This is a genomic window from Geitlerinema sp. PCC 7407 (genome assembly GCF_000317045.1).
Classification (GTDB): Bacteria; Cyanobacteriota; Cyanobacteriia; order PCC-7407; family PCC-7407; genus PCC-7407.
The window spans coordinates 4380872-4407060 of the sequence record NC_019703.1; the positions used below are offsets into that span (position 1 = coordinate 4380872).

Genomic DNA, 26189 nt, shown 5'->3' on the forward strand with positions numbered 1-26189 from the left:
GATGAACGGTCCGTAGCCCGCGGCCAGGGAAGAGCGCTCTTGCGCGGTTTTGGCCCCTGCCTAGGCCCAAAAAGCCAATAGAATTCCGAGGCAAGCCCAGCCTGCGCTTGCATCAGCGATGCAGAGCTCACCGCCAGGTCACCTGCAAAAGTACGAATTGTCGAAATGCTCAAACTGGATGTGGCAGGCTAGGCGATCGCCCTCAAAGGCGATCGCAGCGTCTCAGCCACGCAACCAACTCATGGGGATGGGTCACGCTTCCCAGGACCAGGAGCGCCAAACCATCAGCGTCAAAAATCAAAAATCAGAATCTCAATGACGCACCGGGCACAGGGAGTCATTGGATCGGTTGGGCGAAGAGAAACCGCAACCGAGAGCGTTCAGGGAGTCTTGATGAACCGATCCAAGCAGCGGGCGATCGCCCAGCGCCGCTGAGCGATCCCCAAGGCCTTTCTAAACCAGGACCTCGTCTGCCACCCGGAAAGCCTCCGGATCGCAGGCCGCCCAGAGCAGCAGCCCATCAATGAAAAACTTGGTTGCCCAGTTGGGATAGCCAAAGGGCGCATACTTGCCCCAAATCGGCTGAGAGCCTTTGATCGCCCCGTGAATATTGGCATTGGGCGTCGTCAGATCTTGGTGCGCCATCACATACCGCAGGGCCTGCTCAGCCGCCGCTCGGTAGTGGGCTTGGCCCGTTTGCTGGAACAGCTTCAGCCAAATAATGGCGATCTGGCAGTTGCCGGTCAAACAGCAGTACGTGTTGACGGGCGAGCCGTCCACGTCGATCTGGGCAGGCATAAAGCCATCGCTGCGCAGGTGCGGCAGCAGAGCCTCAGCGCCTCGCGTCGCGCTCTCTAGATAGCGAGATTCTTGCAGCAGCAAGCCCGCCTCCAGCAAGCCGCGAATCACGTAGGCAATGGTGTGGGTGAAAGGCGCAGCCCCCGCCGTAAAGGCGCACTGCTCAAACCAGCCATTGGGGCGCTGACAGGCAACGGCCCAGTCTAGATTGGCGCGGGCCACGCGATCGCGCTCTGGGCTGGGGGCGATCGCATTGAGCTGAGCCAAGAACCAGGCGACGCGGGCGTTGTACACGTGAGGGATCCCGCCGTGGGTATGGCGCGTCCAGCGGCCTTCGCGATCGGCGACCGCTGCCAGCCAGTCTCCCGCCTTGAGCGCCGCCTGCAAGATTGCCGGGTCCTGGGTCTCCTGGTAGGCCCGCACAAGGCCCCCCAGCACTTGGCCCGTGTCAAACACGATGCCCGACGTCCCAAACGCTGGATTGGCGATCGAGCCGTCGTCATTTTGGCGATCGCACAGCCACCGCGCAATGCGCACAGCCCGCTCATAGGCATCGCGATCGCCCAGGCGGGCCGCCACGTCAAACAGCGTGATGGCAATATAGCCCGAGGTTTCACGATAGGACGATCGCCATCCCCCCTTGAGCGAATATCCCCAGCTCACGCCATCATCAGGAGTGGCATCTTGGGCACGTTTGAGCCACTGCACTGCTGCCTGGAAATGCTGTTGATTCGATTGCAAAGGATGGGCTTTTGAAAAGAGATCTTGCGTTGCCAATTGCGTAAAACAACGAGCAACTTCGAGGGGATTGATTTGATTAAAATTCGAACTTTGAAAATGACTAGACTCTTGGTCAATCGAAGTCCCCATAACAGGAACTTGCGCTTTCAAATGATGGACCTCGGACCCAAGAGAAGCTCTGGAATTGACCCGCATGGTAATCACAGAAAGTGTGAAGAAGGCAACCTCACAAATCAAGATAAGGGAAGTCTCTGGATAAATACGTAAGTAAGACTGAGCCTTCACAGAGCTTTTATCTTGTCTTTAAATTTTCTTGATAAATGCGGTCCGAGCACAAAGTATATCTACTTATTTATGTTAATGAAAACCTTAAAAGCAGGTTAAAAAATGAATCGTAAAATGCGTGAAAATGCTTGCTTTTGTGTTGCCTGAAAGGCTAAAACCGCGATCGCTCCGTAGGTTTGCGGAGATCGGCAATCGCGGGAACTAGTACCCTCAAAGTAGAGGGCGATCGCCTGAGCAAACGCTCCAAAAGCTTCCGCAGCAAGATTTTTAGCACGGCGGGAGGGTCTCAGCGCCGCTTTGCGGAATTCAGTCGACAGACTTGTAGTATTTTTGTAGTACGTTTAGCCAGCGCTCTTCCAACCGCTGCATCACTGCCGATGCCCGTCCTGCTGCTGGTGCTTCTACCCGGAGACAAAGATCATGACAATTTTGTCGTTTAGCCCCTTGAGTTGGCGGGCTTTCTTCAGCCCGAGGCCCCTTTTTCGGGTCCGATACGCGCCTAGCCCTGCCCAGATGAGCGAAGATTTTTCCCAGTCTGAGCTCTCAACGTTTCCTCACAGTCAGCTTCAGAATTTGCGCGAAGATTACCTGCTAGAACGGCGATTTATTCTCTAATAATCAGTTTTCAACCCTGGCTGAAAATCGCTGAAATCGCCCTTTCTCGCTAAGAGAAATCAGCCATAAAAAAGGCCAGGAGATCCTGGCCTTTTTTATGATCAAATGGGAAAAATACATGAAGATGTTGAGACCAATCGCAAGGCGATCGCCCTAGGGACAGCCCAGAGATTCTCGGGTATCCGCGCCCGTGATCGAGTTCACCCCGCTAGCGGTTTTGCAAAGCTGCAGCACTTGCGCCCGATCGAGCACGGCATCGGTAAAGTCAGCCCCCGTGACGTCGGCCCCGGTGAATCGGGACTTGAGCAGCATGGCCGAGCTCAGCACCGCATCGCTCAGATTGGCGTCCGAAAAGTCGCTGATGTAGGCAATCCCGTCGCTAAAGTCCACACCCCGCAGATTGGCGTGGACCAGGGTCGAGCCGTTGAAGACCGCACCCCGCAGATCCGCACCGCTAAAGTCCGCATTTTTCAGATTGGCATTGCTAAACTCTGCCTGGAGCAAGCTCTGGCCTGCATAATCTCGGGTCGTGGCTTCTACGTCGTCGTAGGCGCGGATCGCGGCAGAACTCGCGGCCTGAGCGGGCTGCGGCAGCGCCATAACGGTGATCACAAGGGCAATTACAAATCCCAGAAGACGCTGAAGTACGCGCATGATGAATCGAAATCGTTCAGTCGCTGGACTTCATAAAATTAACATTTTTTAACCTGAGAACCGGCCCGAAGGCCGATTCCCGCAGCCGAGGCAACAGGGCGATCCCAGATTGACTATTGCGGCTCAGAGGTGATTTCGATGTTGATTTCGTTCAGGGGACGGCGCTTTAGCTCCACGGACTCCGATCGCGGCAGCAGATCAAAGACTTTTCGCAGCACATCGTCCACAGATTCCAAGGCCAAGACGCCGGACTGGTCAAACACAACCTTGCCGCTTTGGTCGATGATGACGGTCTGGGGCACAAATCCCTTGTAGTAGTGGGCGGGATCTTTGAGATCGGGGCTGCCTTCGAGGGGCAGAGTGTCGATGCTGAGGGGCAAAAAGTCTGCGGCCCGCCCATAGAACGCCTGGAGCTGGGACACCACAGAGGCATACTGTTTGCTGTCGCGGCTGTCATCCAGGTAGAAGAAGAGAATGGCCGGTCGCTGGCGCTTGAGGGAGTCGGCGAGGGTGACGCGCGGGGGCACCAGGGAGCCATTACCGGCGTACAGCGCGAAAATGTTGCCGTCGAAGCTGTCGTCGTTGAGGCTGGCGTGGGCCGGGCTGGACTGGCCCAGTAGCAGTCCTAGGCACAAGACGGCGATCGCCAGTCCCCGACACAGCTTCTGCTGCCAAGCTTGGGGGCACAAAGGGCGAAAAACAGGATTGGAAGAGAGCCAAGAAAGTCGCATGCTAAATCCGAGAGCCAAACGCATTAGTGCAGACGGGGCCAGGGCTTAGGAAGCGCCGCTCGGAGCCTGGGTCAGGTCCAAGGCACTGCCAGAAGTCCGCCTTTCGACTCTATCGTCTTGCGTCCCCCTCGGGAATCCTTTGGCTCAGGGAGTGCTCTCGAAGGCTTGGCGCTGGGGAGACCACTGCTGGAGGCGGTAGGTGTTGGCGTCGCTGAGCAAGATGGCCGGTTCGCCGCTGGAGAGGGTGGCGATCGCCAAGAGGGTTTGGCTGGGCTGGCCCAGTTCGCTGTAGAGCAGCTTGCCGCTGGCATCAAACAGCAGACTCTGGAATGCGCCCTTGGGCCGGGGTTTGGCGGGCTGGAGCTGGGCGAGGCTGTCGGCGTAGAGGGTGACCAGCAGCTCGGGCTTGCCGTCCGCGGTCAGGTCGATCTGCTGAATGGGCAGCTCCTGGATCGCCAAAGGCAAGTCTTCCGGGCGGGGAGCCTGCACCTCGGTGAGGTAGCCCGCCTGACGCAGGACTTGCCAGAGGTTGCTGACTAGGGGCGTGGCGGCCTCGGGCTGCTGCTGCGCGTAGCCGATCAAGCTGGTGGCACTGGGGGCAAGCCACTGGAGGGCGGTGGCGCTGAGGGCAAAGGCCCGGGGCGATCGCCCGTTATCTTGTGACAGGCTGGGCTCCCCAGCGGCCAGGAGCCACAGGCGATCGCCCGTGGTACGCAGGGCCTTGACCACCGTGATCACACTCTGCTGCTGGCCGTCTGGCGTCCACTGCAAGAGCTGGATTTGGTTATCGGTGTCGAGGCCGAGGCGCTTCCAGAGGCGGGCAGCGGGCTGGGTGGGCGCGCCGAGACTGGCAAAAGGCGATCGCTGCCAGTCCCGGCCATCGTGAAAGCGCGTGACCTCGATCTGGTACCAGCGCTGGCCCGCGGGCAGCTCGAGCGCTTCGCCGTCGGGCCGCAGCCAGGCGCTGGGCGTGATGCCCGGTAGGGCCTCAGCACTGCCAATGATTTGGCTAAAGTGGCTCGCTCCGGGCTCGGTGGCCAGGATCGCCGCGTCGGTCAGGCGCAGCATCGCCACCGCCTGGGAGCGGGCGTCGGCTGAGACCTTGAGCTGTTTGTTGAGCCAGGCCAAGCCGTCGGCTGCATTGGTTTTGCTGCCCCGCAGGAGCGTCCCCCAGACCAGGAGCTTGGTGTTGCCGGGATAGACCCGCAGGGCGCTGTCGAGCCGATTTTCCAGACGACCGCGATCGCTCTTGAGCAGGCTGACGATCTCGGTGCGGTGGGGCTGGGTGCTTTCTAGGGTTTTGAGGGCGGCTTCCCAGCGGCCGTCGATCAGCTGGGCCAGGATTTGCTGGCTGGGGCTGGCCCAGGCCTGGTTGGCTTGGGCCTGGGTGACCCCGGCGTGCAGGCGGATCAGGTCGTACTGTGCCTCAGCGCCGGGGGTCCAGAGTGCTTGATTGTTGCGCAGGCGATCGAGGGAGGCCTGGGCAGGGCTCCACAGGCCGCTGCGGGCCAGGGTCAGGGCATTTTCGAAGGTGGGATCGGCGATCGCGGACGGCGAAAGGGTCAGGGCCACCAAGTCCACCGGGTCCGGCGTAAAGGGAATGGGCTGCACCTGGTACACCTGGAAGGCTGGCTCCAGGCCCACGCTTTGATTAATTACCAGCTCCGGCGCGCCGCCCGCCGTGATTTCTTGCCAGGTGGGCAGCTCGTTGGTGGGGCTGACCCAAGGGGCCAAGGCTCGGAGATAGCCCTGGCGCGGATTGAAGCGGACAATCTGGCCGTAGCGAACGCTCTGGTCGCCCTGGGACCAGGTGCCGTAGAGGGTCAGCCACACGCCGGGGGTCGGGCCGCCGCGAAAGAGCTCTAGCTGGCTGAAGGGGAGCGATCGCGAGGAGCCCGCCACGTCCAGCCCCGCCCGCGCCAGGGGAGCCACGATGGCCGACTGCTCCATGCCGGTGATGGAAACCCGCTGAATCAGGTGAAACAGAGCCACCGGCGATCGCCCCTGGGCGGGCTGGTAGTGCTGCAGCTCCACAATGCGATCGCAGGTGCTGGCCTCGCAGGGGTCTAGGCGCTCGAGCACCGGAATCAACATATCCGTCGGGCCGTCGGGACTGGCCCCCGCTTCCACCAGGGGAATGGCCGCCCCGGCCCTGTAGCCGCTTTGGGCGATCGCCGCCTGGATCTCGCTCAGGCTCTGGGGAGGCGTCGTCTCCTCGATGGGAATCTGGGTCCACTCCGGCAGGTAGCGATTGACCCAGGCGAGGGCATTGGGGTTGACCATGAGCTGTAGGCCCACCCATGTCGCACCAATCATCAGGCCTCCGGCTCCCACCAGCAGGCCTAGCAGGACGCTACAGGTGAGGCAAGACTGCCAGCGGGCAGGGGGCGACGGAGCAGGCGGTAGAGGGCGACTCATGGCAACTCAGGGCGGGGCTCAAGGATGGGGCGGGGCCAGCAGGGCTTGCTCATAGCGGCGACCTGCTTCTTCCCAGGTGTACTCGGTCTCGATCAAAGCGCGGGCGTGGCGAGACATCTCGGCCCGCAGGTCGCCTTGGTCAAACAAGCGACCAATGGCCTCTAGATACTCCGAAACTTGGTTGGCGCGCAGGGCTCGCAGCGGAGCATCGCCGTCGACGGCTAGACCCTCCAGGCCGCGATCGCTGGCCACCACCGGCACGCCAGCCGCCATGGCCTCCAACGTCTTGTTCTTGATGCCAAACCCCGTGCGCATGGGCACCACGCACACCGTGGCTTGATGCAGATATTCCACCATAGAAGGCACCCGTCCGGTCACCGTCACCCCCGGGCGATCGCCCAGGGCCACCACCTCGGGAGTGGGCCGGGCACCGACAATTTGCAGCGTGGCCGCCGGGTAGCGCTGTTGCAGCAGCGGCAGCACCTCCAGGACAAAAAAGCGCGCAGCGTCGATGTTTTGCAGATTGTCCATGGCCCCGACGAAAATCACCCGGTGACCGCCCGGATCGGCGCTGCGCCAGGGAAACTGCTCAAAGTCCACCCCGTTGGGAATCACGTGGATGGGCGTCTGGGGCGCAAAGACCTGCATTTGCTGGGCGTCGTCGCGGGTGGTGACCACCAGCTGGGAAAATTTCTGGCTGTAGCGCTGCTCGTAGCGTTTCAGCAGCGGCAGATTGAGGCGATCGCGCCACACATTCTCCGAGGTTCCGGTGGCCAACTGATTGCGGCAGGTGCCATAGACCGAGCTGTGAATGTTCACCAGCGTGGTCAGGCGCTGGCGAAACTCCGGACGCACGTAGAGCTCATTGACGCAGTGCTCACAAGTCAGCGCCCCGTACTCCCCCGAGGCGATCGCCCGGTCCACCCACGCCTGAATCTCCGGCGAAGCCAGCGCCTTCACGCTCGGGGGCGTCCCCGTCGCCAAAAACTCGCCCCAGCGCTGCACCTTGGCCCCGAGGCCGCCGCCGGGGGCCTCGGGCCGCGGAAAGATCGCCAGCTCATCCACCCACCCCCGCAGCTCCTCAACTTCGGCGTCGGTGACATCGGGCGATCGCTGGGTCATGAGGGTAATGCGGTGGCGCTGGCGCAGAAACTTCAGCAAGTTGAAGGTGCGCACCTGGGTACCGCCGCGGGTCGGCGGATAGGGAAACGTCGCTGACAGCATCAAGATGCGCATAGAGCCAAAAATCGCGAGGCCACAAAAGGTCCGGCTTTCCCGCAGCCCTGGGGAAATCGCCGTGTCTATCCTAGAGCGCCATGTCCCCAAGCGCCATGCTATTAAGGGAAAGATTCGCAGCGTTTGAGAGGCGGTGCCCCTGTGCCAGCAGTTAGCGTTTGCATCCCCACCTACAACCGCCAAGACTTTTTGGCGATCGCCCTAGATAGCGTGCTTGCCCAGACCTATCAGGACTTCGAGGTCATCGTCTGTGACGATGGCTCCACCGACGGCACGCCAGAGCGCATGGCCACCTACACAGATCCCCGGATTCGCTACCTCCGCCATCCTCAGAACATCGGCAAAAGCAACAACATGATTTCGGGGTTTCAGGCAGCCACGGGCGAATTTTTTATCAAGTTTGACGATGACGATCGCCTGACGCCGCAGTTTTTGGAGCGCACCACCGCCATTTTGCGATCGCACCCGACCGTCGACTTCGTTGGCACCGACCACTGGGTGATCGACGCCGCCAGCCAGCGCGACCCGGCAGCCACCGACCAAAACTCCCAGCGCTGGGGTCGCACCGAGCTCCCCGAAGGCCCCGTCGCCAACCTGCTCGAGGTCGTCTTTGTCCGCCAGAGCTTCCAGATCGGCGCCACCCTCTTTCGGCGGCAGGCCCTGCTCGAGGTGGGCTATATGCGGCCCAATATCCAAAACTGCGAAGACAACGACCTGCTCGTGCGGCTGGCCCTCGCCCACAAGCAAGGCTACTACCTGAGCGATCGCCTGATGGAGTACCGCTTCCACCCAGAGCAGCAGGGCCTCCACCGCGCCATTCCCTACCTGCGCGACAAAATTGTGTACCTGCGCAACTTCCAGTTCGAAACCGAAGCCCTGGAGCAAATCCGGCGATCGCGCCTCGCCGAAAGCCAGCTCTTGCTGGGCCTGCGCCTAATCGAAGCCGGCGAAAATCACCCCGGCCGCGAGCTGCTCCAGGCAGGCCACCGCGCTGCCCCTGCCAAAGCCCGGGTTGGCCTTGCCCTGTCTTATCTGCCCCAGGGCCTGCGCCGTCCGGCCTTCGAGTGGCTGCGGCGGCTGCGTCCCTAGGCGAAGACCACCGTCCGGTTGCCGTAGACCAGCACCCGGTTTTGCAGGTGGAGGCGCACCGCCCGCGCCAAGACCACCCGCTCCAGGTCCTTGCCCTTGCGAATCAGATCGCTCACGGCGTCGCGGTGGCTCACCCGGGCCACGTCCTGCTCGATGATCGGGCCTTCGTCGAGGTCCGCCGTCACGTAGTGCGCCGTGGCCCCAATGATCTTCACGCCGCGCTCGTGGGCGCGGTGGTAGGGGTTAGCCCCCGCAAAAGCCGGCAAGAACGAGTGGTGAATATTGATCACCTGGGAAAACTTGGCCACAAAGTCCGAGCTCAGGACCTGCATGTACTTGGCCAGCACCACCAGATCAATGTTGTACTCCTGCAACAGCGCCAGTTCCCGCGCTTCCTGCTCGGCCTTGGTCTCCTTGGTGATGGGGATGTGGTGGTAGTCGATGCCAAACTGCTCCGCAACGGGCCGGAGGTCGGTGTGGTTGCTGATGATCAGGGGCACCTCGGCCTTGAGCTCACCCGCCCGCTGCCGCCACAGCAGGTCCAGCAGGCAGTGATCCTGGCGCGTCACCCAGATGGCTAGGCGGGGCACCGTGTCCGAAAAATGGAGCTGCCAGTGAGCGCCCAGGGGCGTGGCGATCGCCTGAAACGCGGGCGAAATCACCTCTCGCGGCAAATTAAAATCTTCCAGCTGCCACTCAATGCGGGTCAAAAAGACGCCAGCCTCGAGATCGGTATGGTGGTCAGCGTGCAGAATATTGCCGCCGTTGGAATAAATAAAATTCGCGATTTTGGCCACCAGGCCCCGCTGATCAGGGCAGGAAACCAGGAGCGTCGCAGTCGGACCAGTCATGGGAGACACGCCAGGTGAAGGGTTAAGGAGTTTCGGGGGGAGCGGGGTCGGGAGGACTCGAGGGAGACGGCGAGGTCGTCTCTGCGGCCGCCGGACTCGGGGACGGGCTGGGGCTGGGGGCAGACGCATCAGGAGACGCTTGCCATTCTGCCAGGTCCCGGTTCACGGCACTCTCAAAGTTTTTGGGAATCAGGACCACCTCGACCTCAGACTCAGAGGCTTTGGGCGGATCGATCTGAGCATAGAGGAACTCACCGTTAAAGTTTTGGGTTCCCAAAACCAGGCGGTGGGTTTCTTGATTTTTGAGCTGGATTTCCACCGTAGCAGATGGCGTCGTCAGACCGAATTCATCCAGGTCTCCGGGCTCAATGCGCAGGGTGCGATCGCGCGAACTGGTGGCCAGCAGATTGGCCAAAAAGTCCACCGCCGCGTCATCCGCCAGTCCGGCCTCGGGCGAAATCATGCGCCACTCCGTGGTCTCGTAGGAGTTGGGCGGTGGACTGGCAGCGGGGCTGGGCGTGGGCGAGACGATCGCCGCTTTGGCCAGCCGCTCAAACACCAGGGTTTCCTCATCCTGGCGAACCTCTAGCCGCTGCACGTCACCCTCGCTAAAGCGAAACAGCGGCTCCTCTTCAGAATTTTTGGCCGTCGGTGAACTCGGGGGCGTCTGGTTTTCCCAGAGGTAAACACCCGCCCCCAGTCCAACCGCCACCAGCAGCAAAATTAACGTTGTGCGCTGAAACTTCATGGCCTTTAGGGTTCCCTAGCGACGTCGCCACCACAGCACCGCCGCGATCGCAAATCCCGCCAGCGGCAAAATCACCAATCCCAGCCAGCGAATCATTCGGGACTGGGCCGGGACAAGGACAATCCGGCGATCGGTCATTTCCTTGGGCCGGATCGACAGCGTGGGGTTGTCGCGCTCGCTCAGCCAGACCACCGAGTTGAGGAAAACGTCGCCGTTGAGCTGCTGGTCAAAAAAGCCGTCTAGGGCAAAGCGAGAGTTGCCAATCACGACCAGGCGGGGCTCCCGGGGGGCCTCTGCCTGATCAGCCGCTGGCGATGGGCTCGGGGAGGGGCTGGGAGACGGGCTAGGAGACGCGCTGGGCGACGGGCTCGCGTCAGCCGCTGGGCTCTCCGACGCCTCCGGCGAGGGGCTGGGGCTAGCCTCCGGCGCTGGGCTCTCGGAGGCCTCTGGCGAGGGACTGGGCGAGGGACTCGGGGAAGGACTCGGGGAGGGCGAAGCTGCGGCTTCCTCGGCCTGCGCATCGCTGGGGCTCTTGCTCAGAGCCACGCCCAGGGTGAGGGGACCCCGCAGATCGGTGTTTTGGTCAAAGCTAACGCGGCGGTTGCTGAGGTCGCTCTCGGCCCAGCTTTGGTCCCCGGTCAGCAAGAGGGGCACCGCCTCAATGCCGGGTTTCTCGGCGATCTCGATGGGGCGAGCGAGGACATAAAACGAGTTGCCGCCCTCGAAGTCGCGCGTGATGGGGTGGGCGCCGTAGCGGGTGACCAGAGGCGCAGTGGGTCCGTAGCCCACGAGACCACCGCTGGGATCAATGGCCGCGCCGCCGCCCGAGCCGTCGATCACGGTGCGCGGGTCGAGGGTGACCCCCCAGTCTTGAAGCAGGGCGGTGAGGCCCGGATCGGTGTTGGGATCCGCCAGGAGCAGGACGCTGCCGCCACCATTGAGATAGGCCCGCAAGGCCTCAATCTCTGGGGGCAAAAAGGCGCGCTGAGACCCGGCAATAATCACCACAGAGGCGTCTTCGAGCACCGTTTCTGGGTCGCTGTCGCCCGAGGCGAGGCGCTCGGCCAGGTTCAGGGGCGCCGCAGTGAAGTTTTTGCTTTTGAGGAACGACACGCCCTGGGAAAACTGCTCTAGGGGCGGCTCACCATGGCCCTGAAGGAAGTAGACCGTGTCCTGGCGATCGCTGGCGATCTGCTCGAGGGCACTAGTCAGGCGGATTTCCGAGAAAGGCTCCTGGCGGACGTTTTGCACCAGCTGGCGGCGATCGCCCCGTTGCAGGTACATTTCTCCCACGCCGCGCAGACCAAACTCCCGCGCGATGCCCGGCTGTCCCTGGGGGTCCACAAACTCAAAGGAAAAGTCCGCCGGATTTTGGCGGCGGTAGTTTTCGAGGGCCTCCCGCAGCTGAGGATTGACGTCCTGATCAAAGATCACCACCTTGACGGGCTGGTCTAGATTGCGGACGATTTGCCGTGATTGGGGGGCCAGGGTGTAGAGGCGATTTTCGGTCAGATCCACCCGGTAAACGTAGCGAGCGGCCAAGAAGTTGACCAGCCCGAGGATCGTGATCATGGCCAGGGTCGCGGCCAGGGCGTTGGTGCCGACCTGGGTCGATCGCCGTCCCCAAAAGCCCCCAGAGAGGCCGCCGCTCAGGCCCAACCACAGGATCAAAATCACGATGCCCGCCACGATCAGGCCGACGGGAATGGGACCCCAGGCGCCTGCTACTACGCCCGCCGTCAACCCTGCGATCGCCAATCCCGGACCGAACCACACGAGAAATCGCCAATATCGTTGCTTGGCCAGGAAGGTTTTCATAGTCACATCGATTGCTCTAAGACCGTTGGAAGCGCAGCGCTTCAATGGATTGGGCTGTCAGAAACAGCCCCAGAAAAATATAGCTGCCAAACAAAATCAGGCTGCTGGTGTCCACAATGCCCTGGACCAGGTTGGTGAAGTGCTTGAGCAGCGACAGATGGGCGATCGCCTCTCCCACCGGGCCGCCCACGCCTTTGCCCACTTCGTTGATCACCCACAGCACCAGCACCAGCGCAAAGGTGAAAACCGCCGCAATAATCGAGCTGTCCGTCAGAGACGAAATAAACATCCCCAGCGACAAAATGCCCGCCGCCAGCAAGACCAAGCCCAGGTGGCTGATCAGCAAAATCGTGATCGGAACCGCAGGGTCCGTGGCGCTCAGGGCGATCGCCTCATAGACCATCACCGGGACCAGCAGCGTGACAAAGAACGTCAGCACCCCCAGCAGCTTGCCCAGAGCCACCGCCCAGTTGGTCAGGGGCGAGGTGGCCAGCAGCTCCAGAGTGCCGCGCTTGCGCTCCTCCGAGTAGAGGCCCATGGACAAAATCGGCAGCACCACCATGGAGAGAGACGCCATGATGCTCAAGAAATTTTGGAGCAGGATGTAGGGCACATCAAAGGGCGGCACCGCCGCGGCCCCAAACTGCTGACGCTGCTGATCGAGCTGTACCGACTGCTCCAGCAGACTATCGAGAATCCCGACAAAAAAGAGGCCCGACAGCAGCCAAAACACGCCAGCCACGACGTAGGCCAGGGGGGAAGCGAAATAGCCCCGCAGTTCCTTTTGGTAAATCGCTAGCACATTGCTCAGAATGACGCGCATCTACGCTGCTTCTCCTTCATTGGACGATTCAGGGGCGATCGCGCCCTCCGGTTCAGCGGTCTCCGTCGCCGCATCAGTCACCGATTTCTCGGCGGTCGTCAGCTCCAAGAAAACATCCTCCAGGCTAGCCCGCAAGCGGTGCATTTCATAGAGGCCCACCCCAGCGCCGACCAAGACCGCCGCCAGATCGCGGCCCGGATCAAAGCCCGGCTCTGAGAGAACCCGCAGACGCTGGCGACGCGCCGTCGGCGCCTCATCCTCCTGGGGAATCAGCTCCACCAGGCGCACCCCTGGCACCGCCTTCAGCAGCGCGATCACCGCTTCCAGGGTGCCCTCGACCTCCAGTTCGTAGTTGGCGCCGCCCGCTAGCTGCGCCATCAGAGCCTCTGGGGTATTGGTCGTGACAACGCGGCCCCGGTTGATGATCGCCACGCGATCGCAGGTCATGCTGACCTCAGGCAAAATGTGAGTCGAAAGAATAATCGTGTGGGTCCCCGCCAGGCTCTTGATCAGGTTGCGGACCTCAATGATTTGGCGCGGGTCTAGGCCCACCGTCGGCTCATCCAGCACGATCACCGGCGGATCGTGGACGATCGCCTGGGCAATTCCCACCCGCTGCCGATAGCCCTTCGACAGCTTGTGAATCAGGGTATCGCGCTTGTCCATGAGGCCGCAGCGCTCCAGGGACAGCTGGATCTGGCGCGGGCGATCGCCCGCCGACACGCCCTTGATCTTTGCCACAAAGTTGAGGAACGTCGCCACCGTCATGTCCGGGTACAGCGGCGGCGTCTCCGGCAAATAGCCAATGCGCTGGCGCACCGCCATCGAGTCCTCGTGGACCTCGTAGCCCGCCACCCGAGCCGTTCCGCTCGTAGCAGGCAAATAGCCCGTCAAGATACGCATCGTCGTCGTTTTACCAGCGCCGTTAGGACCGAGAAATCCCAAAATTTCCCCGGCCTGCACCTCGAAGGTAATATCGGCGATCGCCGGCGTTGAACCGTAGACCTTGCTTAAATGCTCGACTTCAATCATTGCGCCTATTTATGAAGGGAAACGACAATGTTTCTACTCACAGAAAAATTGTGTGCTCCCAGGTCTGGTGACCACACCTCGACATCCGGCCCAGGCGATCGCCCCCTGGAACGCTCTCCAGCCCTCCTGCCGCCCGACCCAGCGGCCAGACCCAGGAGGCTTGAGTCCCACTCAAGACCCCAGCCAGGAGCGTCACCAGATCTTGATAGCGCCCCAAGGATAGCGCCCATAGAACCCTGTCCGCTGCACTCAAGCATGCACCAAAGCATCGTGAGCAGAAGATGCCACACTTTGGCCCACAACGGCAAGAACACCGGCCCATTCTCCCAGCCAAAGCCCAGAGCCCTAGGCCCCAAGACCTTACCCTATCGGGGGCTTCCAGAAAATGCTTCCTAGGGCAGGCTTGGCGGCTGAGAGCAGGGCCGCTACTGGAACTTGCAGAACTTCCGCTGACGGTCAAACTGGGGCTGCTGCCAGGAATAGGCAAAGTGGCTCACGGTTTTGATCTGGGGGGCGAGGCGCTGAATCGCCTGCATCTGCGCCTCCAGGGAGGGCCGATTGCTCACGGCGGCCCCCCAGTTCCCGGCAATCACGGGCTTGACCTGGGTGCCCGCCGGGGCCTGGGACAGCACCCGCTGCACCTGCTCGACGATGCAGTCCACGCTGCCGCAGGTGGCGTAGGACATGGGGTGCCACTCGATGTTGCCAGGGAAGCGGTCCCACGGCTGCAAGCGCGAGTCAAAGCCCTGCTTGCCGATGATTTTGTTGCCGTCGGGGAAGAAGACTGCGCCTGCGGGTATGCCCTGCTGCTGCACAGGCGTGACGGCCATGGTCAAAAAGTCCACCACGCCCTGGAAGGCGTGGGCCACACTCAGCAACCACAGCTCCTGCTGAAGGATGGGCTGGAGCTGAGCCGCAGTCACATTTTTGACATTGGTGGGAGTGCGACCCTGCCACAGAGGCTCGCCTTCTTGGGGATAGGCTTTGTTGACGGCGGCGATGTCTCCCGCCGAGACGAAGCCCTTTTGCAAGAAGGTCTGAATCAGGGCACGGCCTTTGTTGTTGATGGCGCGCTCATAGAGGGCTTGCTGGGCGGCGTCGCCGTAGACCCAGAGGTCTTGGATTTTGCCAGCGACGGAGGCGGCCCCGGTGCCCCTGGGATAGCGAATGTAGTCGAAGAGGACGCCGTCTGGCTTGCGCTGCAGGATGGCCTGGAGCAGCTGGTAGTAGTCGTAGCGGGCCTGGGGATGGTAGGGGTCGACGAAGGAGCCGTCGGCGGTGCCGGTGACGGGGTCGGGCTCGTGGTTGTTGAGGGTGACGGTGGTTTCGCCGCGTCCGTTCACGGCGAGGACCTGCTGGCGATCGCTCCGGGTGGCGTAGGTGTAGCCAAAGTTCAGCGAGAACATCCAGGCGTAGACCTTGAGGCCGCGCTCGCGGCCCTTGGCGATGGACTGGGCCAGCAGGTCGACGTTCTCGTAGCCAGGAGTGCGGAGCAGGGACGGCCAGGCCGTCGAGTTGCTGCTGGAGGGCAGCAGCACTTGGCCGTTGGCAAACACTTCGACATAGACCTGGTTGTAGCCCCGGTTCACGATGTCATCGAGGACGGCTTCCAGGACACCGGGCTGGGCGTCGCAGGGATAGAGGCGTAGCCAGATGGCCTGGTTTTGGGGCCAGGTGCGGGTGCGGCACTGGCGAATGACTTCGGCGTGCTGCTTGAGCAGGTTTTGGTACTGGGTTTTGGCCTCTTCGCTGCCTTGCAGGGAGGACTGCAGCAGGCGCTGCTTTTCGAGGATTGAGTCGTTGAGGAGCTGGCAGTAGGCTCCGGTCTGCGCTTGCTGGGCCTGGGCGGGCGCGACCCAGGCTGTTTGCCCGCTAAAGAGGCTAGCGGTGAGGGCGATCGCCGACAGTCCACGCCGGGCGCGCTGGCCCCGCCATCGGGTTAGAAACCGCGCAATGTTCATGCTGTGCTCCAAGCTCCTCACAACCGAAGTTTCAGGAAAACCAAAGTTTATTGTTCTATTTCACAACCAGGGGTCTGGGCTCGGGGCGATCGCGCCTCTGAGCCGCCGATCGGCTTCGCTCCAAAGGAACTCGCCATCGACAGTTGAGGTCGCGCCAGGGAGCCATCGAGCGATCGCCCGCGCCATTCCCCTCTTAGAAACCGAACATTCCTCAGAAGTTCCTGATTTCGTCTCCCCTACTTCCCCAAGCCGCCCCGTCTCATTCCGGACAAAATTTTGTCTCGAGAAAGGCAATCTGGTTGCAGAGTACAGCAATTTTTGCGCCGATTCACCCTGAATCTGGTCGCCAACCAGGGACCGTGTCACAAAACCTTCAGGAAACCGGGACCGTGTCCAGCAGGCGAGCGATCGTCGCTTTGGCCTTGCGTCCGCCCACCGAAATCATCCGGTGCGACAGCACAAAGGGCGCTAAAAACTTCACATCATCCGGGATCACGTAGTCGCGACTGTCCAAAAAGGCCAGGGCTTGGCTCGCGCGCTGAAGGGCGATCGCCCCCCGCGGACTCACCCCCAAAATCACGTCCTCATCTTCCCGCGTCGCCCGCACCAGATTCAGGATGTACTGCTGGAGGGAAGTCTCTAGCTTCACCTGGCTACAGAGGTGGCACAGCTCCTGAATGTCATCAATGGACAGGCAAGGCTGCAAGTCGTCCAGGCTCAGATTGCTTTGCCAGCGCTGTAGCATTTGCAACTCCTCGGCCTCCGTGGGATAGCCCAGGGACAGAGCCAGGGCGAAGCGATCCATCTGGGCCTCCGGCAGCGGAAAAGTCCCCTGATATTCCACCGGGTTTTGGGTGGCGATCACAAAGAAAGGCCGAGGCACGCGGCGCGACACCCCGTCCACCGTCACCTGCTGCTCTTCCATCACCTCCAGCAGCGCCGACTGCGTCCGGGGGGTGGCGCGGTTAATCTCGTCTGCCAGCAGCACATTGGAAAACACCGGCCCGGCCAGAAATTCAAATTCGCCGGTGCTCTGGTTCCAGATGTTGGTGCCGGTGATGTCCGTGGGCAGCAGGTCGGGCGTGCACTGAATCCGCTGAAACTTCCCGTCAATGGAGCGCGCGAGGGACTTGGCAAGCAGCGTCTTTCCCACCCCCGGCACATCCTCTAGCAGGGCATGGCCGCCGGAGAACAGGGCAACCAAAACTAAGCGAATGGCATCGCTTTTGCCCACGATGGTGCGGCTGAGGTTCTCAGTTAGCCGGTTGATGCGCTCTCTCATGGATATGGCGATGTTGGTTCACGGTGACTCTGCTCCATCATGCCACCGTTTCCGGGGTGGCAGGGGCGAAAATCTGCCCAGGTTTGCCCCGAACCGACGCCAGGGGTGCAGCGCGGTCAGGCGATCGCCGGGAGCGTCGGGAGCACCGTCAGCAAAAGTTACTTTAAGCTTGAACCTTTGCGCTCAAGCTTGCCTTGGCCTGCTCGCAGTCCAGATGAATTTGGGCCGTGAGGCTCTCGAGGGAGTCAAATTTCTGCTCGGGCCGCAGGAAGGATTCCAGACAGACCGTGAGGGTTTGGCCGTAGAGATCGCCGCTCCAGTCCAGGAGGTGGACCTCGACGGTCTGGTTGAGGCCGTCCACGGTGGGCCGGTTGCCCAGGTTCATGACGGCGGGCAGGGGGGCTGGATCGTGGGCCAGGTAAGCCCAGGCGCTGTAGACGCCCTGGCGCGGCAAGAACTTGTCGGATGGCAGGCGCAGATTGGCGGTGGGAAAGCCGAGCTTGCGTCCGAGCTGGGCTCCGGCGACCACGTCCCCGAGCAGGGTGTAGGGATGGCCGAGGAGGCGATTGGCGCGGGCGATGTCTCCGCTTTGCAGGGCCTCGCGAATGCCGGAGCTGCTGATGCGCTCTTCGGCGCAGGTTTCTAGGGGGACGATGATGACTTCGATACCGTGGTGAGCGGCGATCGCCCGCAAGTGCTCCGCTGTCCCCGTGCGGCCATGGCCAAAGCGAAAGTCTTGGCCCACGCTGACGCGGGTGGCCCCGAGCTGCCGCACCAAAATCACGTCAACAAAATCCTGGGGCGTGAGGCTCGCCAGTTCTCGATCAAAGGGCAGCCGCACCAGCTGATCCACGCCCATCACCTTGAGCTGCTGAGCCTTTTCGGCAATGGGGGTAAGCAGGGCACGCGGCTGGCCGCTAAAGAACTCGCGGGGGTGGGGCCAAAAGGTCACCACCGTTGTATAAATCTGGGGAAGCTCGGAGCCTGTTGCCAGGGGCGATCGCCCCTTTTGGGCCAACAGCGATCGCTGGGACTCCGTCACAGGCACCAGCACAGGCTCAATGACTCGCCGATGCCCTCGATGGACGCCATCGAAGTTACCAAGGGCAATGGCAGTTGGAGTTAGAGCCGTGGCCGGAGAAGAAGTAATCCACACGCCTCACATTTTGCCACAATCCGCCCCTTCCCCGCTGCCTAGGGCCAATCTTGCGAGGAGGCGGGGGCGCGATCGCCTCGATTGGCCTCTGTTGATCTGAATTGGCTGCGCTAAACCGAAACCTTCGAAGCCGCGTCGCTCGCTGGCTCCGACGACTCATCATTACTCGGCGCCACCAGCTGCACCGACAGCCCCTCGCGCGCCATGATGCAGTTCGCGAAGCTCTGGGCCGCTTGCTCACCCACCCGATCCAGAAAATCATCGTTGTGCATCGGGTCATGGTGGAAAATCACCAGCCGCTTCACGTTGGCCGCCTTCGCCACCTTGATCGCCTCTTGCCAGGTCGAGTGGCCCCAGCCCACCTTGCTGGAGGTCTTGGAATGATATTCCTCGTCCGTGTAAGTCGCGTCGTAGATCATCACGTCTGCATTCCGGGCCAGACGCATGACGTTTTCGTCGAGGCGATCGGGAAAATGCTCTGTATCCGTAATGTAGGCCGCCGCATACTGACGCCAGTTGACGCGATAGCCCACCGCTTCACCGGGGTGGTTGAGCAGGGCCGTCTCCACCGAAATATCGTCGATCTGGATCGTTTCCCCGATCTCGAGATCGTAAAACTTCAGGTCTGCGCCCATCACCTGGAGCGGGACCGGGAAGTTGGGGTGCAGCATCTGGTCATTGAGGCGCTGCTCGATGGTGGAGCCATTGGGGGCGATGGAGCCGTGGATATGGAAGCGGTTGCCCCGCACAAAGGCCGGCACAAAGAAGGGAAAGCCCTGGATGTGGTCCCAGTGGGAGTGAGTAAAGAAGAGATAGGCTTCGGCGGGCAGCTGAGACATCAACGCGTTCCCCAGCATTCGCAGACCGGTTCCCCCGTCAAAGATCAGGCGCTTGCTGCCCACCCGCATCTCAACGCAGGAGGTGTTGCCGCCGTAGCGAACGGTTTCTGCGCCAGGTGAAGCAATGCTGCCTCGAACGCCCCAAAAATGAACTGTGAACTGGTCGTGCGTGCTAGACATGGGTGTTCCGTACGAAGGACGTTACTGAAGTCTCAAGCGTTGGCAACTCAGTTGCCCACTAGCCTAACCCAGACTACTGGTGTTGTGGGCTGCAACACTCTTTCTAAATACCCCGTAAATACACCCGTGACTGGTCGGCGGACGAAGGCTGGATTTGCAGGTTGGCAGATACGCTATCACACAACTCGGGTGCCCTTTACCCCGGTTTAAACAAAATTTCTTTTGAATGTCTTTAATCGATCGCAATCAGAAAGGTTAGCCAGGAGTTGCTTGTTCGGTTTTGCTAGGAGCGGGGCTGGCGGGAGGGTGCCACGAGAGTTGCTGGAGGGACTGGAGGGTGGCCAAGCGGGATACGTCTGTCAAGTTATATTGTAGCGGCGTCACTGTGATGTAGTTCTGGCGAATGGCATGGACGTCGAGGGGCGTTTGGGCGGTGATTTCGGGGGGCTGGCTTTCGAGGTCTTCGATCGCTTCGCCGGAGAGCCAGTAGTAGGTTTTGCCCCGGGGGTCAACGCGCTTTTCGAAGACGTCGATATAGCGACGCACCCCTTGATGGGCGATCGCTACACCGGCGATCGCGCTGGCGGGGACGGCGGGCACGTTGACATTTAGGAGGCAACCGTCGCTGAGGGGAGCCTGGATGAGCTGGTGGATCAGCTGCACGGCAAAGTCCGCAGCGGGCTGGAACTCTTGGGCGGTGTAGCTGGCAAGGCTAAGGGCGATCGCCGGAATTCCCTCAATAATGCCTTCCATGGCTGCGGAGACTGTTCCGGAATACAAGACATCGGTTCCTAGGTTGGAGCCGTGGTTAATGCCGGACACAACAAAATCTGGCATTTCGTCCAGGAGCGCCCAGATCGCCAGCTTCACGCAGTCGGCGGGGGTGCCGGAGCAGGCCCACGCCTGGACGCTGGGATGGAAGAGGCCCGTCACGGCCTCGGCCCGAATGGGCTTGTGGAGGGTCAGGCCGTGGCCCGTGGCCGATCGCTCGCGATCGGGACAGACGACCTTCACGTCGTGGCCAGCAGCGGCTAGGGTATTGGCAAGAGTGCGAATGCCAAGGGCGAAGATGCCATCGTCGTTGCTAACCAGAATTTTCATGAAACGCGAACCTTGGGGGACAGCGGTGCTACAGCCAGTTGTACCCGAATCTTCTGAATGGGGGCAAATGGGGCAGAGCCTGAAGGGCCAGAGACCCTGCGATCGCCGCTGATAATCCTGGGGCGAAGGCGGCCGCAAGACCCCTCCGCCCTCTACACTGAAATAAAGGCAAGCTGCCGATGTGATTTGGGCAGCCTAGCCATCCACTGACGGCTTTACCCACCCTAAACAACTAGCATGACGACCCTCGACCTAGACGCTCAACTCGCGACGCTCCAACAGGACGCTGAGCAGGCGATCGCCGCTGCCGAAACCCTTGACCAGCTCGAACAGCTCCGGGTCAAGTACTTTGGCAAGAAAGGTCAGCTCTCCAGCGTGCTGGGTGGTATGGGCAAGCTCGATCCGGCAGAGCGTCCCCGCATCGGGGCCTTGGCCAACGAAGTCAAGACGGCGCTCCAAGCACTGCTCGATCGGCAGCACGAAAACCTAGAAGCCGCCGCCATCCAGGCTCAGCTCGACGCGGAGACCTTGGACGTCACCATGCCCGGCAGCTATCGGCCCCAGGGGCGCATTCACCCTCTCAACGGCATGATCGATCGGGCGCTGGACATCCTGGTCGGCATGGGCTACACGGTGGCTCAAGGCCCCGAAATGGAGACGGACTACTACAACTTCGAAGCGCTGAACATGCCCGCTGATCACCCAGCGCGGGACATGCAGGACACGCTGTACCTCTCCGACGGCAACCTGCTGCGCACCCACACCTCCTCGGTGCAGATTCACTACATGGAGGAAAACGAGCCGCCGATCCGCGTGATTTCCCCGGGCCGGGTCTATCGTCGCGACACGGTGGATGCGACCCACTCCGCCGTGTTCCACCAGATCGAGCTGCTGGCCGTAGATGAAGGCCTGACCTTCAACGATCTCAAGGGAACGGTGCGCGTCTTCCTAGAGGCGCTGTTTGGCGATGTGCCCATTCGCTTCCGGGCCAGCTACTTCCCATTCACAGAGCCGTCCGCCGAGGTGGACGTGCAGTGGAATGGCCGCTGGCTGGAGGTCCTGGGCTGCGGCATGGTAGATCCCAACGTGCTCAAGGCCGTGGGCTATGACCCCGAGATCTACACAGGCTTTGCGGCGGGCTTTGGGGTGGAGCGCTTTGCCATGGTGCTGCACCAAATGGACGACATTCGTCGGCTTTACTCCAGCGATCTGCGCTTCTTGCGCCAGTTCTAGGGCGATCGCTCGGGAACTAGGGCCGCGATCGCCGGGGACTGGGCGGCGATCGCCCGGAAAATCGCCCGTTCCCCATAGCTCTGGAGAAACGCCAGCGCGTCCTCGGCGGGCAAGGGGGGGCTAAAGAGATATCCCTGCATATGCCGGCAATGGAGCGATCGCAGCTGCTCGAGCTGCGCCTCCGTCTCGACCCCCTCCGCCACCACCTCCAAATTGAGCGATCGCCCCAGGGCCAGCATCGCCGTAATAATCGCCGCGTCGCTCGGATCCGTCGTCACATCCTCCGTAAACGTGCGATCGATCTTCAGCGTGTGGAACGGGAACTTCTTCAGGTACGCCAGGGAAGAATACCCCGTGCCAAAATCATCCATCGACAGCCGAACCCCCATCTCCTGGAGCTCTCGGAGCACCTCCTCCGTAAACTCCACGTTCTGCATCGCCGTCGTCTCGGCGATCTCCAGCTCCAGCCATTCCGGCGACAGCCCCGTCTCCGCCAGCGCCCTCGCCACCAAATCCACCAGCCCCGGCTGCTGAAACTGCCGTCCCGACAGATTCACCGCCACTCGCACCCCCGGGTAAGCCGTTCGCTGCCACTGGCGCGCCTGGCGGCACGCCTCATAGAGCGTCCATTCCCCGATCGGCAAGATCAGGCCCGTCTCCTCCGCCAAACAAATAAATCGCTGGGGCGGCACCAGGCCATACTCAGGGTGCTGCCAGCGCAGCAGCGCCTCCATTTGGCGCACCTCCCCCGTCTGGAGATCCACTTGGGGCTGGTAGTAGAGCAGAAACTCCTGCCGATCTAGGGCGTGGTGCAAATTGTTTTCCAGCGCCAGACGCTCCGACGCCTGGTAGTTGATCGATGGCGTATAGAACTGGTAGCCATTGCGTCCCTGGTCCTTGACCCGGTAGAGCGCCGCATCGGCATTTTTCAGCAGCGTTTGGGGATCTTTGCCATCTTCTGGATACAGGGCAATCCCAATGCTGCTCGTGGCGTACAGCTCGTGGCCCTCCAGCATAAACGCCGGCCCCAGCACCTCCAAAATCCGCTGAGCAATCTTGATCACTGCCTCCACGCTGTCGATCTCAGGCAGCAGCAGCGTGAACTCATCTCCGCCCCAGCGCGCAATCAGATCGCCCTTGCGGATACAGCGAATCAGGCGCTGGGTCACCTGCTTGAGCAGCTCATCCCCCACCGCGTGGCCCAGGGTGTCATTGATCGTCTTGAAGCGATCGAGGTCGAGAAACATCACCGCCACCAGCTTGTCGCTGTGGGCCGCCTGGCTGAGGGCGACGGGCAGCTTGTAGTTGAACAGGCTGCGGTTGGGCAGGCCCGTCAGCTGATCGTGGCAGGCCTGGTGACGAATGATCTCCTCGGTGCGACGGCGCTTGACGGCGCTGCCCAAGCTGGCCGCCATGGTCACCAAAATCGACTCCTCGGCCTGGGTCCACTGGCGCGGGCTGGTGCAGTTATCAAAGCCGATGTAGCCCCAAAATTCGTCGTCCACCAGGATCGGCACCATCAAAATTGCCAGTACCTGATCCTGTTGCAGAAAGGGCCTCTCTGCGAGCGGGAAGTCTTCGGTTGCCCCCTTAACCGCCCGCCCCTGGGACAGCAGCTGGTACCAGCGCCAAAACGCCGGAACTTCGTAGATCTGGTTTTGCCAGTGCTGATTTTGAATGGTGGGCAGCACCGTTTCCCGGGTCCACTCAAAGCGCATGCTCATGGCGAGCTGACCCGTCTCCGAGTGGGGATGATTTTCGTAAATGTAGACGCGATCGACGCCGGAGGCGTGGCCCAGGGCGGCCAGGGCGTCTTGGATGGCGGTGTCGTAGTCGGGATTGGCCAGCAGGTGGTGGGTAGCGGTGGCGACGCCCTGCAACAGGCGATCGCGCTGGTGCAGCTCCGCCTCGGCCTGCTTGCGCTGGCTGATGTCCTCGACCGTGCCCTCGTAGCCGACCAGGGTGCCATCGCTGTCGTAGAGGGCGCGGGCGCACTCCGAAATCCAGATCACCGAGCCATCCTTGCGGCTGATCTGCGACTCAAAGCCCCACACCGCCCCCTCTTGGTCGATCAGCTGCCGAAAGGTGCGCCGCCGCTCCGGATCGACGTAGAGCTGGTGCTTGATGTCGGTGAGGCTTTTGATCAGCTCTTCGGGCGAGCTGTAGCCGTAGATGCGGGCCAGCATCGGGTTGGCGGTGATGTAGCGGCCCTCTGCCGTGGTCTGAAAAATGCCCTCAACGGCGTTTTCGAAGATGCTGCGGTACTTTTCTTCGGCTTCCTTGAGGGGGGTGATGTTCTCAAAAGCTCCCAGGAGGCCAATGATGTTGCCCTCGGCGTCATGGATGGGGAGCTTGGTGACGCTGAGCCAGGCCTGCTCGCCGTTGGCTAGGCGCTTGTACTCGAGGCGGTTGAGGTCGGCTTTGCCCGTGCGAATGATCGCCTGGTCTCGCTGGCGCTCGGCCTCGGCGTCCCCCTCAGTCCAGGGCAGCTCGAAGTCGGTTTTGCCGATGGCTTGGTCGGGGTGCTCTAGGCCAGCGGCGATCGCCCAGGTTTGGTTGCAGCCCAGATAGGCCGACTGCGTGTCCTTCCAAAAAATGTGCTGGGGAATGTTGTCGAGGACCAGCCGCAAAAACCGCTCCTTTTGGCCTAGGGCTTCTTCAGCGGCCTTCCGCTCGGTGATGTCTTCGACCAGGCCCACGCTGTACTGCAAAGTCCCGGTTTTGTCGCGGATCGCCGATACCGTCAGTCGACTCCAGAGCCACTGGCCATCCTTGCGGATGCAGCGCTTCTCGAGCTGAAAGTGGTTGCGATCTCCCCGCAGCATCTCCCGCCAGCACTGGAGATCGAGGCCCAGATCGTCGGGATGGGTGTAGTCCATGAAGCGCATCCCGCGCAGCTCCTGGCTGCTGTACTGCAACATTTGCTGGAAGGCGGGGTTGCTGTCGACGATGTAGCCGTCGAGGTCCGCAAAGGCAATGCCGAACGCGCTGCCCTCGAAGATGAAGCGAAACCACTCTTCGCTGCGCTGGAGCGCTTCCTCCATGCGCTTGCGATCGGTGATGTCGGTGATGAAGCCTTCAAGACCCATCGGTTCGCTGCTGTCGCTGCTGTAGACGATGTGGCCTTTTTCCCAGAGCCAGCGCTCTTCACCGGCTTTGGTGCGGATGCGGTACTCGGTGACGTAGGGCTGGTGCTGGGCGATCGCCTGGTTGATGGTGTCGAGCACTCCGGGCAGATCGTCGGGATGGGTGATGTCGTTGTAGGTGAGCTGGCGGCGAGGGCCAGCGAGCTCGTCGCTGCGATAGCCGGTCAAGGTGTAGCAGCCCTCGCTCAGATAAATCATCGACCAGTGGCGATCGTTTGTGCAGGCGAAAACAATCCCCGGCAGCGAGTCGATGAGAATGGCAAGCTGGCGCTGGCTTTCCCGCAGGGCGGCTTCGGTATGCCTCTGCTGCATCACCAGGCCAAGCTGCATGGCGATCGCCATAATCAGCTCGATGAACTGCTGATCGTCCTCCTGGGGCAGGTACATAAAAAACGTCAGCACCGCCAGCACCGTATCGCTGCCGTCTGCCGCCACCACCGGGATCCCCAGGGCCGCCTGGAGGCCAATTTCCTTGGCCGCTTCTTCTCGCAAAAAGGACTGTTCAGGCTGGGAGGCCAAGTCGTGGTACCAGACAGGCTGCCGGGTTGCCCACACCCGCCCAGGCAGCCCAGCGCCGTAGGGAAAATGCAGCGATCGGCTCAGCTCATAAAAGCGATCGAGGCTGCTAGAGGGGGCATACCAGGCCGAGCTAAAGTCCAGGCCCACCCGCGCCCCGTTGGGAATCCAGGCCTCGCCGTAGCTCCAGCCGGTCACCTCGCAGATGCGGCGCAGGACAATTTGCAGCGTTGTGGGCAGATCCTGGGAGTCGGCGATCGCCCGCGTCACGTCCCGCAGCAGACGGGCCGTCGCCGCCACCGGCTGCAAGCGATCGGGCACCGTTTGGCAGACGCCCACCACCCAGCGCACCTCCCGCCGGCCCTCGCTGAGGGGCATCAGGGTCACCCGCAACACCTCCGGCGCCGGAGCCCCCTTGAGGGAAACCTGATAATCCAGAGAATGGTGCTTTTTGATACAATTTACCAGGTGATGCTGAGTGCGCTCAGCAAATTGCGGCGAAGGGCAGTCCCGAAAAAAGCGCCCAACGCTCCTGGCTTCACCCGCCACAAGCTGCTCATAGCGAGCGTTGGTGAAGGCATAGCGAAAAGCAGGTTGGCTATCCGACCGATCGCCCAGGACTGGTTCTACAACAAAAATGCCGTCTGCACAGTGATCGAAAACCGCTTCTAGCAGCTTCTCCGCCCCCTGCGCGATCGCCTCAGCGAGCCACGAGAAACCCACATCCTGCTCACTCAGACTCATAGTGTGGGACTCAGTCCAGTTATTTACAAAACTTAACTTTCACGGTAGTGATGCACCCCGTGATTGGCATGGATATTTCTGAGGAAATTGGCTAGAAAATCGGGCGGCCCTCTCCGTAAAAACTGCCACCTTGCCCATAATAACGAACACCGGCCAGCGGATGGTATGCCAGATGTCATTTTGGTGCGATCG

At 61.5% G+C, this 26189-nt stretch carries 19 protein-coding genes; 3 read left to right on the forward strand and 16 right to left on the reverse strand.

Annotation, left to right across the window (positions count from 1 at the left end; translation table 11 throughout):
- Window positions 1–453: 453 nt before the first annotated feature.
- The 5 genes from GEI7407_RS17910 to GEI7407_RS17930 all read right to left on the reverse strand — a co-directional run bounded on the left by GEI7407_RS17910 (window position 454) and on the right by GEI7407_RS17930 (window position 7478).
- Entirely contained in the window at window positions 454–1539 is a 1086-nt protein-coding gene (locus tag GEI7407_RS17910) for a prenyltransferase/squalene oxidase repeat-containing protein (RefSeq protein ID WP_223294451.1), read from the reverse strand.
- Window positions 1540–2592: 1053 nt separating this feature from the next.
- A complete protein-coding gene (locus GEI7407_RS17915) occupies window positions 2593–3093 on the reverse strand; it encodes a pentapeptide repeat-containing protein (protein WP_015173629.1) in 501 nt (166 codons plus the stop codon).
- Window positions 3094–3206: 113 nt separating this feature from the next.
- Window positions 3207–3824, reverse strand: coding sequence for a thylakoid membrane photosystem I accumulation factor (locus tag GEI7407_RS17920; RefSeq protein WP_015173630.1), 618 nt, complete (start codon window positions 3822–3824; stop codon window positions 3207–3209).
- A 144-nt stretch (window positions 3825–3968) separates the two neighbouring features.
- Complete coding sequence (locus GEI7407_RS17925) at window positions 3969–6242, reverse strand: hypothetical protein (protein ID WP_015173631.1); 2274 nt, start codon at window positions 6240–6242, stop codon at window positions 3969–3971.
- An 18-nt stretch (window positions 6243–6260) separates the two neighbouring features.
- Entirely contained in the window at window positions 6261–7478 is a 1218-nt protein-coding gene (locus GEI7407_RS17930) for a glycosyltransferase family 4 protein (protein ID WP_015173632.1), read from the reverse strand.
- A gap of 141 nt (window positions 7479–7619) precedes the next feature.
- Here GEI7407_RS17930 and GEI7407_RS17935 point away from each other — a divergent pair, with 141 nt between their 5' ends.
- Entirely contained in the window at window positions 7620–8567 is a 948-nt protein-coding gene (locus tag GEI7407_RS17935; RefSeq protein ID WP_015173633.1) for a glycosyltransferase family 2 protein, read from the forward strand.
- On the opposite strand, the gene purU is transcribed toward GEI7407_RS17935, so the two are convergent.
- The 5 genes from purU to GEI7407_RS17960 are packed head-to-tail and all read right to left on the reverse strand — an operon-like array spanning window position 8564 to window position 13839.
- Entirely contained in the window at window positions 8564–9418 is an 855-nt protein-coding gene (purU, locus tag GEI7407_RS17940; protein ID WP_015173634.1) for a formyltetrahydrofolate deformylase, read from the reverse strand. The genes GEI7407_RS17935 and purU overlap by 4 nt on opposite strands.
- Before the next feature lie 22 nt (window positions 9419–9440).
- Complete coding sequence (locus tag GEI7407_RS17945; RefSeq protein ID WP_015173635.1) at window positions 9441–10166, reverse strand: DUF4340 domain-containing protein; 726 nt, start codon at window positions 10164–10166, stop codon at window positions 9441–9443.
- 15 nt (window positions 10167–10181) lie between these two features.
- The gene (locus GEI7407_RS17950) at window positions 10182–11984 is read right to left on the reverse strand and encodes a Gldg family protein (RefSeq protein ID WP_015173636.1); all 1803 of its coding nucleotides are present in this window, start codon (window positions 11982–11984) and stop codon (window positions 10182–10184) included.
- Between the two features lie 16 nt (window positions 11985–12000).
- Entirely contained in the window at window positions 12001–12807 is an 807-nt protein-coding gene (locus GEI7407_RS17955; RefSeq protein WP_015173637.1) for an ABC transporter permease, read from the reverse strand.
- Entirely contained in the window at window positions 12808–13839 is a 1032-nt protein-coding gene (locus GEI7407_RS17960) for an ABC transporter ATP-binding protein (RefSeq protein WP_015173638.1), read from the reverse strand.
- Window positions 13840–13906: 67 nt separating this feature from the next.
- Between GEI7407_RS17960 and GEI7407_RS21485 the strand changes: the two genes are divergently transcribed.
- Window positions 13907–14062 (forward strand): hypothetical protein, encoded by a 156-nt coding sequence (locus GEI7407_RS21485; protein ID WP_190274154.1) that lies wholly within the window; start codon window positions 13907–13909, stop codon window positions 14060–14062.
- A gap of 202 nt (window positions 14063–14264) precedes the next feature.
- Here GEI7407_RS21485 and GEI7407_RS17965 read toward each other — a convergent pair whose 3' ends face one another.
- From GEI7407_RS17965 to surE, 5 genes are all read right to left on the reverse strand, one after another.
- Window positions 14265–15800, reverse strand: coding sequence for a family 10 glycosylhydrolase (locus tag GEI7407_RS17965; RefSeq protein ID WP_015173639.1), 1536 nt, complete (start codon window positions 15798–15800; stop codon window positions 14265–14267).
- Window positions 15801–16173: 373 nt separating this feature from the next.
- Window positions 16174–17082, reverse strand: coding sequence for a MoxR family ATPase (locus GEI7407_RS17970; RefSeq protein ID WP_015173640.1), 909 nt, complete (start codon window positions 17080–17082; stop codon window positions 16174–16176).
- Window positions 17083–17245: 163 nt separating this feature from the next.
- Window positions 17246–18238 (reverse strand): bifunctional riboflavin kinase/FAD synthetase, encoded by a 993-nt coding sequence (locus tag GEI7407_RS17975; RefSeq protein ID WP_041268521.1) that lies wholly within the window; start codon window positions 18236–18238, stop codon window positions 17246–17248.
- A gap of 110 nt (window positions 18239–18348) precedes the next feature.
- The gene (locus GEI7407_RS17980) at window positions 18349–19257 is read right to left on the reverse strand and encodes an MBL fold metallo-hydrolase (protein ID WP_015173642.1); all 909 of its coding nucleotides are present in this window, start codon (window positions 19255–19257) and stop codon (window positions 18349–18351) included.
- A 255-nt stretch (window positions 19258–19512) separates the two neighbouring features.
- Window positions 19513–20358: a 5'/3'-nucleotidase SurE gene (surE, locus tag GEI7407_RS17985; RefSeq protein ID WP_015173643.1), complete on the reverse strand. Its 846-nt coding sequence runs from the start codon at window positions 20356–20358 to the stop codon at window positions 19513–19515.
- Window positions 20359–20595: 237 nt separating this feature from the next.
- Between surE and pheS the strand changes: the two genes are divergently transcribed.
- Window positions 20596–21591 carry a phenylalanine--tRNA ligase subunit alpha gene (gene pheS, locus GEI7407_RS17990; RefSeq protein ID WP_015173644.1) on the forward strand — a complete coding sequence of 332 codons (996 nt, stop codon included), beginning with the start codon at window positions 20596–20598 and terminating at the stop codon, window positions 21589–21591.
- Here pheS and GEI7407_RS19770 read toward each other — a convergent pair.
- Complete coding sequence (locus GEI7407_RS19770) at window positions 21588–25997, reverse strand: PAS domain S-box protein (RefSeq protein ID WP_015173645.1); 4410 nt, start codon at window positions 25995–25997, stop codon at window positions 21588–21590. The two genes, pheS and GEI7407_RS19770, sit on opposite strands and share 4 nt — an antisense overlap.
- Window positions 25998–26189 lie beyond the last annotated feature (192 nt).

Bases quoted from the DNA above. Each gene is read 5' to 3' on its own strand.
- GEI7407_RS17970 (WP_015173640.1), bottom strand. From the start codon at position 17,082: ATGAGAGAGCGCATCAACCGGCTAACTGAGAACCTCAGCCGCACCATC.
- GEI7407_RS17930 (WP_015173632.1), bottom strand. From the start codon at position 7,478: ATGCGCATCTTGATGCTGTCAGCGACGTTTCCCTATCCGCCGACCCGC.
- purU (WP_015173634.1), bottom strand. From the start codon at position 9,418: ATGACTGGTCCGACTGCGACGCTCCTGGTTTCCTGCCCTGATCAGCGG.
- GEI7407_RS17920 (WP_015173630.1), bottom strand. From the start codon at position 3,824: ATGCGACTTTCTTGGCTCTCTTCCAATCCTGTTTTTCGCCCTTTGTGC.
- GEI7407_RS17915 (WP_015173629.1), bottom strand. From the start codon at position 3,093: ATGCGCGTACTTCAGCGTCTTCTGGGATTTGTAATTGCCCTTGTGATC.
- GEI7407_RS17980 (WP_015173642.1), bottom strand. From the start codon at position 19,257: ATGTCTAGCACGCACGACCAGTTCACAGTTCATTTTTGGGGCGTTCGA.
- pheS (WP_015173644.1), top strand. From the start codon at position 20,596: ATGACGACCCTCGACCTAGACGCTCAACTCGCGACGCTCCAACAGGAC.
- surE (WP_015173643.1), bottom strand. From the start codon at position 20,358: ATGAAAATTCTGGTTAGCAACGACGATGGCATCTTCGCCCTTGGCATT.
- GEI7407_RS17965 (WP_015173639.1), bottom strand. From the start codon at position 15,800: ATGAACATTGCGCGGTTTCTAACCCGATGGCGGGGCCAGCGCGCCCGG.
- GEI7407_RS17925 (WP_015173631.1), bottom strand. From the start codon at position 6,242: ATGAGTCGCCCTCTACCGCCTGCTCCGTCGCCCCCTGCCCGCTGGCAG.
- GEI7407_RS17950 (WP_015173636.1), bottom strand. From the start codon at position 11,984: ATGAAAACCTTCCTGGCCAAGCAACGATATTGGCGATTTCTCGTGTGG.
- GEI7407_RS17945 (WP_015173635.1), bottom strand. From the start codon at position 10,166: ATGAAGTTTCAGCGCACAACGTTAATTTTGCTGCTGGTGGCGGTTGGA.
- GEI7407_RS17955 (WP_015173637.1), bottom strand. From the start codon at position 12,807: ATGCGCGTCATTCTGAGCAATGTGCTAGCGATTTACCAAAAGGAACTG.
- GEI7407_RS17960 (WP_015173638.1), bottom strand. From the start codon at position 13,839: ATGATTGAAGTCGAGCATTTAAGCAAGGTCTACGGTTCAACGCCGGCG.
- GEI7407_RS19770 (WP_015173645.1), bottom strand. From the start codon at position 25,997: ATGAGTCTGAGTGAGCAGGATGTGGGTTTCTCGTGGCTCGCTGAGGCG.